This window comes from Serratia sp. JKS000199 (assembly GCF_900215455.1).
Classification (GTDB): domain Bacteria; phylum Pseudomonadota; class Gammaproteobacteria; order Enterobacterales; family Enterobacteriaceae; genus Serratia; species Serratia ureilytica.
Genome location: NZ_LT907843.1, coordinates 3,230,264 through 3,239,265 on the forward strand (window position 1 = coordinate 3,230,264; position 9,002 = coordinate 3,239,265).

The following is a 9,002-nucleotide window of genomic DNA, read 5'->3' on the forward strand; positions in this document are numbered from 1 at the left end:
CCAGCAACGTTAATATTAATTAAGGAAAATAGCATGCAAGAACTTGCAAGCCTCGCTAATGGCTCAGTACGCGAAATTCAGGAATTGGCACTGACCGCGTTCACGCCGAAAACGGATATTCCAGTAGCTGTTGTGCCTAATGATCATAACGTCAAATCTCTGGAGAGTTATCAACTTCAGCCGTCCTTAATTCGCCAGGCGGTCAAGCTCATTTCAGCATCTTCACTGATTGCCTACGTTAAAAAGTTTTCCGACGAGCGCACAGCAATTTTCGCCGATAAAACAGCAACCCGTATCGAAGCGGTTCTGGATTACCACTCGGCCCCAAATTCCGCTGAGTGGGCTAATCATCGTGCTGTTTACGATTGCCCGTATTCCGATGAGTGGCAAGCGTGGGCCGAACGTGACAGCCGCGCGATGAACCAGACGGACTTTGCAGAGTTCCTCGAAAACCACATCCACGACATAGCGCCGATCAGTGATGACTACAAAGGCCCATCTGGTACGGCGTTGTTGGAAATGGTGCTGGCGTTCCAAGAAACCCGTAAAGCTGAATTCAAATCGGTGCGTCGCCTGCAAGATGGCACGTTCCAAATGAGCTATAGCGATGAAAAATCGGGGAGCGGTAATACCTCCCTGCCGGAAAAAATCAGCCTGGCTATCGCACCATTCCATAACGGCGCGCCTTACCAGGTTGAAGCCCGTATCCGCTACCGCCTGAAAGACGGCGGCTTAGCACTTTGGTACGAACTTATCGAACCGAAAAAAATCGTTGAGCACGCTTTTACTGAGATCGTCGTAGACCTGGAAAACCAGCTTGAAAACATCCCGGTTTATGAAGGCTCAATTAAATAAAAGTGCAGTCTTATGCGTCACCGTGTGTGGCGCATAGTGAAGCATTTTCACCCCCTCAGAATGGAAGATAATTATGGCAACTTTAAGTCAGCGTTATTCTGCAAAAGAAAGCATCGGTTCAGATATCACTACCCGCAAAACGTTTCTGGTTCCACTCAGTGAAATTTATGCTGAAGATGGCTATAACGTTCGCGAATTAAATCAGGCGCACGTTGAAGAGTTTAGGGATGCGTTTATTGCGGGGGAATATATACCACCGCTGGCAGTTGAAGTGACTGAGCAAGGCGTGAAGGTTATCGACGGTCACCACCGCTTCCACGGTGCGCTGTTGGCAAGTGAAGCTGGCCATGAAGTAATGCGTCTTGAGTGTAAGGATTTTGTGGGTACTGAGGCCGATAAAATCGCCTTCATGGTCACCAGTTCGCAAGGTCTGGCACTTACCCCTATCGAACGTGGCGCGGCCTATCAACGGCTGGTAAATCAGGGCTGGACTAACGCGGAGATCGCAAAGAAAGTTAAACGCTCCGAGTCCGATATCCTCCAGCACCTGCAATTGCAGGAATGCAGCCCCTACATCAAGAGCCTGGTGCGCGCTGGTTCCATTAACTATGCCCTGGCTATTCAAATTAACCGCGAGCATGGTGTATATGCCGACCGTGAAGCCGCGCGCTTAATGAAAAAGGCCGAAGAGTCCGGCAAGAAAAAAATCACTAAGAGCGTCGCCCAGCCACAATTCAGCGCCAAGAAAGCCCGTCGAATGCTGGAACTATTGTTTGATGCTGTGCCAATCGTGCAAGGCGATACCGATTCACTGATGTTAGCCAAAGGCGTTAAAGACGAGGTCATGCAGATAATAAATGATTATCGCAATGAAGGCCACCAGCAATGAGCATCAACCTGAATAATGCGCCTTTGTGGATTACTGCGAAGGCGCTGGAGAAATTAAAACAGTTCCGCGCAGGTCGATTATTCCCCAAAAAATCCTATGGCAAGAAATTCCTGACCCTTCGGGTAAACAAACGCTGGCGCTTACTTTCAAAAGACGATGGCCATAATTGGCTGTTGCTTACCCACAATGATTACAACTGCGCGCTCGATAAATAGAGGAGGTGCGTGATGCCAGCGAATGAACTGAAGCCATGTCCTTTCTGCGGTGTGCACGGACATGGAAACGTGCAGTTGCAGCACCGCTCCAGCCTTCTCGGATGGCAGGTCCTCTGCTTGTCGTGTGGATCCCGTGGCCCGATTGGTGACCATGACGATGCTATAGAGCGTTGGAATCACCGCACCAGTGCCAGCACTACCGTGACGGAGAGTAGTTAATCAATACCACGCTATGATAAATTAAAAATGTCGTGCTATCGTATACGCTTCACTGTTTTATGTGGGGTTCTTATGACATGTCGAGTATGTGAAAAACAGCCAAGAGGGCGGCGTCAACCGCCTTTAGAGTGTATGAGGTACATCCATGAAGAACAAGGAGAATACATAAGCCTGCATGGTCGTGGCACCGAGGAAAGCTACTATGTTTGTACTGAGTGCGGGCATAAATGGTTACATGAAACAGGCAATTGTGGCATGGGGTGGCAACCTTAAGACTGGCTATCACGATGTTATCAAGCCGTTACCTAGCCCAGCATTTCATCCAACGTAGGAAATAAAGTGATGGCGAAAGTTATTTTTATCGATACCGGCATTGAGGAAGAACATGAGATTGACTTTGAGGTTCGTGCGGGACAAGCAATAACGCTTATTCGTGATGGTGTGAGTAAAAAATACATTGTCGATATTGTCTCTGGGCCTATTTATGAAAGCAAATGTCATCCCACCCTTATTAGAGTCAGAGAAACGTAAAGTTCACTCATGATTATACTACCGCCTACGGGCGGTTTTTTATTACCTGGAGAATAGTTGATGAAGCACCTAATGCTTGACCTTGAAACGTTGGGTAAGAAGCCCAGCGCCCCTATCTTGACTATCGGCGCTGTGCTTTTTGATCCTCGCACCGGCGAGCTTGGCGAGCAGTTCTACACCGCTGTAGACCTGCAAAGCGTCATGGCCGGTAAGGCGACACCTGACGCCGATACGATTATTTGGTGGATGAAGCAAAGCAGCGAAGCCCGCGCGGCTATCTGCGTTGACGGTGCGCCGTCGTTGCTGTCGGCGTTGTATGACCTGAATAAGTTTATCCGGGCCAATGTCGCCAATCCTCGTAGCCTGCGCGTATGGGGGAACGGCGCTGTATTCGATAACGTGATCCTGCGTGAGTCTTACCAGCGTGAATGCGTTCCGTTGCCGTGGGAGTGGTACAACGACAGGGATGTGCGCACTATCGTTGAGCTTGGCCGCGAGGTTGGCTTTGATCCTAAGCGTGATATGCCGTTTGACGGCGAGCGCCATAACGCATTAGCCGATGCTATCCATCAGGCGAAGTATGTTTCCGCAATTTATCAGCGCCTGTTTTCAGGCCACCAGCAAGATTAAATCAAGGGGGGTTCATGAATAATAAAAAAGAAGGTACAGAGCTGGATTTGCTAACCCCAGAAGAGGTGTGCAAACTTATTGGAGGGGTTACTACTAAAACTTTGAGGGATTGGAACAATAATCACCGTCACCGGCAGATTTTAGCGCCCATTCGGTTTACACATAAAGTAGTCCGGTATGAGCGCAAAAATGTTTTGGCTTTTATTGCTAAATGCAGAAGCGTTTATTAACGTTTCTTTCTTAATAACGCAACCTGAGCGAGTATACTAGTCTCATGTGCCTCAAAGGCCAGCCGCTTCAGTGCCATCTCTTCATTTAATATTTCGTCGGAGAAATCATAAAACTCGCCCATAGGGTCTGATTCTTTGTCAGAGTGATGCATACACAATATGCTTATTTCCTTCGAATCACTTCGTGAATAACCTTTATCTCTCATCGTGGCGATAACATTACTCTTCAGGAATTTTCGGCACATTGTATTAAATGCACCTTCTTTCCCCTTCACCGTACCATCATGCCTAATACCTTTCACGGCGTTCTCTGGGCTATAAATTTTTATAAGCTTGTCCAGAGAACGCTTGGAAAATGGCTGTGATGGGTCACGCGGTTGGAGGAACACGTAATCTTTATTGCACCCTTCGACAGAATCCCTCCACGCCTTCTGCTCTTCAAGAATCTTCCCGATGCCTGGCGTTATAGGTAGCCGGAATTCTTTCTGGGTTTTCATAGCCCCGCGCATGCCAATTACCCCAGCCGGATATACTATTTCCCCTACCTGCTCATTGATAAAACTCCATCGCAAGTTGCTGACGTTGATCGGCCTGACGCCAGTTAGGATCATGTACCGCATCGCATTTTTCTGATGCACTGATTTGGCCGCAGCGATGTTTAGCCACAACCCCGCGATAGACTCAATATCGGTAAACAGGCGTGTCGGCGTCGGCTTCTGGACTCTCGATGATATGTAATCACTCGGCAGACTGGCGGCAACGTTGCGCCCGTTACAGTAACGTGGCGCGCCAAACTTCCATAGCCGTCGCAGTTCTGCTGATAGCTCCAACGCCTGATTATTGGATTTGGTTTCTATCCAGAGATCGAAAACTTCAAGCAGGCGGTTATATGTCACATCGCTGAAAACCTCACGCTCACCGAACGCGGCGGCTATTTGTTTCGTCCGTGTGCAGTAGGTTTTGAAGCTATCCTCCCCCAACTTTTTACGCTGAACTTTAGCGTATAAGTCCTCTTCATACTCTCTGATTGCCTGTTGTACCGACTCAGCTTTCAAGCCATTATCGGCGATGTCCTGAGCTTTCTCCCTGGCGATCTGAATAGCCATTTCTGGCCACTCCCCCAGTTTTTTACCCTTAAGCCCCATCTTCTTTGGAAACTCAGCGTAGAACGTGACCTTTCCTGCTTTGCTAAAATCTATGCGCAGATAGTTGTCTTTTTCGTACTTCGATCGCCGAGCTTGGCCGAGGTGCGCCAAAATGATTTTGGCGGCAGCAACACAGATTCTCATGTGTGAGCTTGCATAAGGTGGCTTGCAGTCTTCCCAACGCGCAGATGCGGCCAAGAACTCATCATTTTTGGGGATATCCTGCATCTGTGTTACAGTGCGCGGCATTGATATTTCCTTGTATCAGAGGCCACCAGCACTAAGCTCACACATGAGGTTAAATCTGGGGGCTAAAAAAGGCATGTGTTGCCATTCTGTGTTGCTGAACATGGTTTTTCAATGTTTCAAACACTGTATAAATATACACATAGTGCGGAATCGTGCGCAATAACTAAAGCCTATAAATGCATGATTTAAATAGATTAAACTCGTAAGTGATTGATATGGCATTACTAATAACAAAGCGGTGTATCAACTGCGACATGTGCGAGCCGGAATGCCCGAACCAGGCGATTTCGATGGGCGATGAGATCTACCAAATCGATACCGACCGCTGCACCGAGTGCGTTGGCCATTACGATACGCCAACCTGTCAGCAGGTCTGCCCCATCGACAACACCATCATTACCGATCCGCAGCATCGCGAGACTAATGAGCAGCTGTGGGATAAGTTCGTGGTGTTGCACCACGCCGATCGCATTTAACCCGCCGCAGGACTGACAAGGGCGCCGCAGGGCGCCCTTTCTATTTTCAGCTTTCGACGATCACCGTCGCGCAGGCATAGCGCCGTTCATCGGCCAGCGAAACGTGGATCGCGGTGACCCCCATCTCCCCCGCCAGCTCGGCGGCGCGGCCGTGCAAACGAATATTCGGTTTGCCCAACGCATCGTTGAACACCTCGAACTGGTTGAACGCCAGGCCGTTGCGAATGCCGGTGCCGAACGCCTTGGCGGCGGCCTCTTTCACGGCGAAACGCTTGGCCAGAAAGCGAATCGGCTGCTGGTGCTGCTGGTACAGCGCCCATTCGGCGTCGCTCAGCACGCGGCGCGCCAGACGATCGCCGCTGCGTTCCACCACCGCTTCGATACGCGCCATCTCGACGATGTCGGTACCCAGCCCGAGCACCGCCATTACCGGCGCGCTTCCCGCATCAGCACTTTCATGTCGGCAACCGCAGCCGGCAGCCCGCTCATCACCGCCTGGCCGATAATCGCATGGCCGATGTTCAGCTCGTGCATTTCCGGCAGCGCGGCGATCGGCTGCACGTTGTGATAGGTCAGGCCGTGGCCGGCGTTGACCTTCAGCCCCTTCTCGGCCGCGTAGGCGGCGGCGACCGCGATGCGGCGCAGCTCGGCCTGTACCGCCAGCTCGCCCTGCGCTTCGGCGTAGGCGCCGGTGTGGATTTCGATATAGGGGGCGCCCACCGCCACCGCCGCGTCGATTTGGCGATGATCGGGATCGATGAACAGCGAGACCAGAATGCCCGCCTGCGCCAGGCGCTCGACCGCCACGCTCATTTTGTCCAGCTGGCCGGCAACGTCCAGGCCGCCTTCGGTAGTCACTTCTTCACGCTTTTCCGGCACCAGGCAGCAGAAGTGCGGCTTCAGCTCCACGGCGATGTCCAGCATCTCGTCGGTCACCGCCATCTCCAGATTCATGCGCGTCTGGATGGTCTGGCGCAGCAAGCGCACGTCGCGGTCGGTGATGTGGCGACGGTCTTCGCGCAGATGCACGGTAATGCCATCGGCCCCCGCCTGTTCGGCAATGAATGCCGCCTGAACCGGATCCGGGTATTGGGTTCCGCGCGCGTTACGTAACGTGGCGATGTGATCGATATTGACGCCCAGCAGTAAATCAGCCATGACAACCTCTAAATACGATTTTCAGTGCCAGCAGTTTACACGCGGGTGCAGAACGGCAAAAGGGGAAAAGGTCAGGCGTCGTCGACCGGCGCATTCGGCTGTTTGCGCACGAATTGGCGAAACAGTTCGCGGCTCTTCAACGGCTTGCCGCCGAGGTAGGGTTTCAGCGCCATGCGGGTGAAACGCTTGGCGGCGCGCAGCGTCTCGGCATCAGGAAACTGCCGCTCCGCCAGCGCGCGCAGTTCGCGCCCAGTGAAGCTGTAGTGATCCACCACCAGGCTGGCGATAAAGCCTTTCTCTTCACGGTAGCGGTAGGTCATGGCGTCATCCACCGGCAGGCCGCTGCCGGCGCAGTGCAGGAAATCGAGGCCGTAACCCAGGTGCTGCAACAAGGCCAGCTCGAACTGGCGCAACGCCTGTTCCGGCGAGCTGTCTTCCGCCGCCAGCGCCTGCAGGCACTGCAGGTAGTCGAAGAACAGCACCGAGTAGTTGGTTTCCTGCTCCAGCACGCGCGCCAGCAGTTCGTTCACGTACAGGCCGCTGTAAAGCATCATGCCGCTGAGGGGTAAACCGAGAGAGACCGCTTCGGCGTTGCGCAGCGTTTTCACTTCGCCGCGGCCGCCCCAGCGCACTAACAGGGGGGTAAAGGGCTGCAGGCAACCCTTCAGATTGGAGCGGCGGCTGCGCGCGCCTTTTGCCAGCAAGCGCACCCGCCCATGACCTTCGGTAAACAGATCCAGCATCAGACTGGTTTCACTGTACGGCCGCCCATGCAGGACGAAAGCGCGCTCCCAGCCGTCCACGGATCGTTACTTCAGATCGTCAACATAGCCCAGGCTGCGCAGCGCACGTTCGTCGTCCGCCCAACCGGATTTCACTTTCACCCACAGCTCCAGATGCACTTTGGCATCGAACATCTGTTCCATGTCCTGGCGCGCTTCGATGCCGATGGTTTTGATCTTGGCGCCCTTGTTGCCGATGACCATTTTCTTCTGGCCTTCGCGCTCGACCAGGATCAGGCCGTGCACATCGTAGCCGCCGCGATCGTTAGCCACGAACTGTTCGATTTCCACCGTCACCGAATACGGCAGCTCTTCACCCAGGAAACGCATCAGCTTCTCGCGGATGATCTCGGACGCCATAAAGCGCTGGGACCGATCGGTGATGTAGTCTTCCGGGAAGTGGTGTTCCGCTTCCGGCAGCAGCTTGCGCACGATGCCGGCGATGGTGTCGACGTTCATCCCTTTCTCGGCGGAGATAGGCACCACGTCGAGGAAATTCATCTGCTGGCTGAGGAACGCAATGTGCGGCAACAGCTTGGATTTGTCGGTGACGTTATCGACCTTGTTGATCGCAAGCAGTACCGGGCAGCGCAGGCTGCGCAGCTTGTTGACCACCATTTCGTCGTCGGCGGTCCAGTTGGTGCCTTCGACCACGAAGATAACCAGTTCGACGTCGCCGATCGAGCTGCTGGCCGCGCGGTTCATCAAACGGTTGATGGCGCGTTTTTCTTCGATGTGCAGCCCTGGGGTATCGACGTAGATCGCCTGATAGGCGCCATCGGTGTCGATGCCCATGATGCGGTGACGGGTCGTCTGCGGCTTACGCGACGTAATGGAAACCTTCTGCCCCAGCAGTTGGTTCAGCAACGTCGATTTGCCCACGTTCGGGCGGCCGACGATGGCGATAAAACCGCAGTGTTGTTTTACTTCACTCATTCAAGCTCCAGCTTTTTCAGCGCTTGTTCCGCTGCCGCCTGCTCGGCTTTACGGCGGCTCGAGCCGGTGCCCACCACGGGCTCGCTCAAACCACTCACCTGGCAGTGGATGGTAAACTCTTGGTCGTGCGCTTCACCGCGAACCTGCACCACCAAATAAGAAGGCAACGGCAGATGACGCCCCTGCAAAAATTCCTGCAAACGGGTTTTCGGGTCTTTCTGCTTATCACCGGGGCTGATTTCGTCCAACCGGCTGCGATACCAGTCCAAAATCAGACGCTCGACGGTCTGGATGTCGCTGTCCAGGAACACGCCGCCGATCAATGCCTCCACCGTATCCGCCAGGATTGACTCGCGGCGGAACCCACCACTTTTCAATTCGCCCGGCCCAAGCCGCAGACATTCGCCCAGGTCAAACTCGCGCGCCATCTCCGCCAGCGTGTTGCCGCGCACCAGCGTGGCGCGCATGCGGCTCATATCGCCCTCGTCTACGCGAGGAAAGCGGTGATAGAGCGCATTGGCGATGACAAAGCTAAGAATCGAGTCACCCAGAAACTCAAGACGTTCATTGTGTTTACTGCTGGCGCTGCGGTGAGTCAAAGCCTGCAGTAAAAGCTCCTGCTGTTGAAAAGTGTAGCCCAGCTTCCGCTGCAGCCTGTTTATTACGATGGGGTTCATGAGTTACCAA

General features: G+C 53.4%; 14 protein-coding genes. 8 read left to right on the top strand and 6 right to left on the bottom strand.

From position 1 onward, the window contains the following. Positions 1-33: 33 nt before the first annotated feature. The 7 genes from CPH57_RS15410 to CPH57_RS15445 all read left to right on the top strand — a co-directional run bounded on the left by CPH57_RS15410 (position 34) and on the right by CPH57_RS15445 (position 3,569). Entirely contained in the window at positions 34-855 is an 822-nt protein-coding gene (locus CPH57_RS15410; RefSeq protein WP_096242531.1) for a YfdQ family protein, read from the top strand. 73 nt (positions 856-928) lie between these two features. Further along, entirely contained in the window at positions 929-1,744 is an 816-nt protein-coding gene (locus CPH57_RS15415; RefSeq protein ID WP_096242532.1) for a DNA-binding protein, read from the top strand. Next, positions 1,741-1,959 (top strand): hypothetical protein, encoded by a 219-nt coding sequence (locus tag CPH57_RS15420; protein ID WP_096242533.1) that lies wholly within the window; start codon positions 1,741-1,743, stop codon positions 1,957-1,959. Before CPH57_RS15415 ends, CPH57_RS15420 begins: the two co-directional genes overlap by 4 nt. Before the next feature lie 12 nt (positions 1,960-1,971). Continuing rightward, complete coding sequence (locus CPH57_RS24860; protein ID WP_096242534.1) at positions 1,972-2,178, top strand: Lar family restriction alleviation protein; 207 nt, start codon at positions 1,972-1,974, stop codon at positions 2,176-2,178. Between the two features lie 342 nt (positions 2,179-2,520). Further along, positions 2,521-2,709: a hypothetical protein gene (locus tag CPH57_RS15435; RefSeq protein WP_096242536.1), complete on the top strand. Its 189-nt coding sequence runs from the start codon at positions 2,521-2,523 to the stop codon at positions 2,707-2,709. A gap of 60 nt (positions 2,710-2,769) precedes the next feature. After that, positions 2,770-3,339, top strand: coding sequence for a 3'-5' exonuclease (locus tag CPH57_RS15440; RefSeq protein ID WP_096242537.1), 570 nt, complete (start codon positions 2,770-2,772; stop codon positions 3,337-3,339). Between the two features lie 14 nt (positions 3,340-3,353). Next, positions 3,354-3,569 (top strand): helix-turn-helix domain-containing protein, encoded by a 216-nt coding sequence (locus CPH57_RS15445; protein WP_096242538.1) that lies wholly within the window; start codon positions 3,354-3,356, stop codon positions 3,567-3,569. On the opposite strand, the gene CPH57_RS15450 is transcribed toward CPH57_RS15445, so the two are convergent. Further along, complete coding sequence (locus CPH57_RS15450) at positions 3,566-4,963, bottom strand: tyrosine-type recombinase/integrase (protein ID WP_096242539.1); 1,398 nt, start codon at positions 4,961-4,963, stop codon at positions 3,566-3,568. The two genes, CPH57_RS15445 and CPH57_RS15450, sit on opposite strands and share 4 nt — an antisense overlap. 215 nt (positions 4,964-5,178) lie before the next feature. Between CPH57_RS15450 and CPH57_RS15455 the strand changes: the two genes are divergently transcribed. Beyond that, on the top strand, positions 5,179-5,439 hold the full coding sequence (locus CPH57_RS15455; protein WP_041922271.1) for a YfhL family 4Fe-4S dicluster ferredoxin: 261 nt from the start codon (positions 5,179-5,181) through the stop codon (positions 5,437-5,439). Between the two features lie 46 nt (positions 5,440-5,485). Here the strand turns inward: CPH57_RS15455 and acpS are convergent, their stop codons facing one another. From acpS to rnc, 5 genes are all read right to left on the bottom strand, one after another. Next, positions 5,486-5,866: a holo-ACP synthase gene (gene acpS / locus CPH57_RS15460; RefSeq protein WP_004929169.1), complete on the bottom strand. Its 381-nt coding sequence runs from the start codon at positions 5,864-5,866 to the stop codon at positions 5,486-5,488. Continuing rightward, positions 5,866-6,597 carry a pyridoxine 5'-phosphate synthase gene (gene pdxJ / locus CPH57_RS15465; protein WP_033651585.1) on the bottom strand — a complete coding sequence of 244 codons (732 nt, stop codon included), beginning with the start codon at positions 6,595-6,597 and terminating at the stop codon, positions 5,866-5,868. Before pdxJ ends, acpS begins: the two co-directional genes overlap by 1 nt. 71 nt (positions 6,598-6,668) lie before the next feature. Further along, the gene (gene recO, locus CPH57_RS15470; RefSeq protein WP_047573979.1) at positions 6,669-7,400 is read right to left on the bottom strand and encodes a DNA repair protein RecO; all 732 of its coding nucleotides are present in this window, start codon (positions 7,398-7,400) and stop codon (positions 6,669-6,671) included. A 6-nt stretch (positions 7,401-7,406) separates the two neighbouring features. Then, on the bottom strand, positions 7,407-8,315 hold the full coding sequence (era, locus tag CPH57_RS15475) for a GTPase Era (RefSeq protein WP_004929162.1): 909 nt from the start codon (positions 8,313-8,315) through the stop codon (positions 7,407-7,409). Next, complete coding sequence (gene rnc / locus CPH57_RS15480) at positions 8,312-8,992, bottom strand: ribonuclease III (RefSeq protein WP_004929158.1); 681 nt, start codon at positions 8,990-8,992, stop codon at positions 8,312-8,314. Before rnc ends, era begins: the two co-directional genes overlap by 4 nt. Positions 8,993-9,002 lie beyond the last annotated feature (10 nt).

What these genes read in the sequence shown, in the direction of transcription:
- CPH57_RS15410 (WP_096242531.1), top strand. Translation starts at nt 34, where the DNA reads ATGCAAGAACTTGCAAGCCTCGCTAATGGCTCAGTACGCGAAATTCAG.
- CPH57_RS15415 (WP_096242532.1), top strand. Translation starts at nt 929, where the DNA reads ATGGCAACTTTAAGTCAGCGTTATTCTGCAAAAGAAAGCATCGGTTCA.
- CPH57_RS15420 (WP_096242533.1), top strand. Translation starts at nt 1,741, where the DNA reads ATGAGCATCAACCTGAATAATGCGCCTTTGTGGATTACTGCGAAGGCG.
- CPH57_RS24860 (WP_096242534.1), top strand. Translation starts at nt 1,972, where the DNA reads ATGCCAGCGAATGAACTGAAGCCATGTCCTTTCTGCGGTGTGCACGGA.
- CPH57_RS15435 (WP_096242536.1), top strand. Translation starts at nt 2,521, where the DNA reads ATGGCGAAAGTTATTTTTATCGATACCGGCATTGAGGAAGAACATGAG.
- CPH57_RS15440 (WP_096242537.1), top strand. Translation starts at nt 2,770, where the DNA reads ATGAAGCACCTAATGCTTGACCTTGAAACGTTGGGTAAGAAGCCCAGC.
- CPH57_RS15445 (WP_096242538.1), top strand. Translation starts at nt 3,354, where the DNA reads ATGAATAATAAAAAAGAAGGTACAGAGCTGGATTTGCTAACCCCAGAA.
- CPH57_RS15450 (WP_096242539.1), bottom strand. Translation starts at nt 4,963, where the DNA reads ATGCCGCGCACTGTAACACAGATGCAGGATATCCCCAAAAATGATGAG.
- CPH57_RS15455 (WP_041922271.1), top strand. Translation starts at nt 5,179, where the DNA reads ATGGCATTACTAATAACAAAGCGGTGTATCAACTGCGACATGTGCGAG.
- acpS (WP_004929169.1), bottom strand. Translation starts at nt 5,866, where the DNA reads ATGGCGGTGCTCGGGCTGGGTACCGACATCGTCGAGATGGCGCGTATC.
- pdxJ (WP_033651585.1), bottom strand. Translation starts at nt 6,597, where the DNA reads ATGGCTGATTTACTGCTGGGCGTCAATATCGATCACATCGCCACGTTA.
- era (WP_004929162.1), bottom strand. Translation starts at nt 8,315, where the DNA reads ATGAGTGAAGTAAAACAACACTGCGGTTTTATCGCCATCGTCGGCCGC.
- rnc (WP_004929158.1), bottom strand. Translation starts at nt 8,992, where the DNA reads ATGAACCCCATCGTAATAAACAGGCTGCAGCGGAAGCTGGGCTACACT.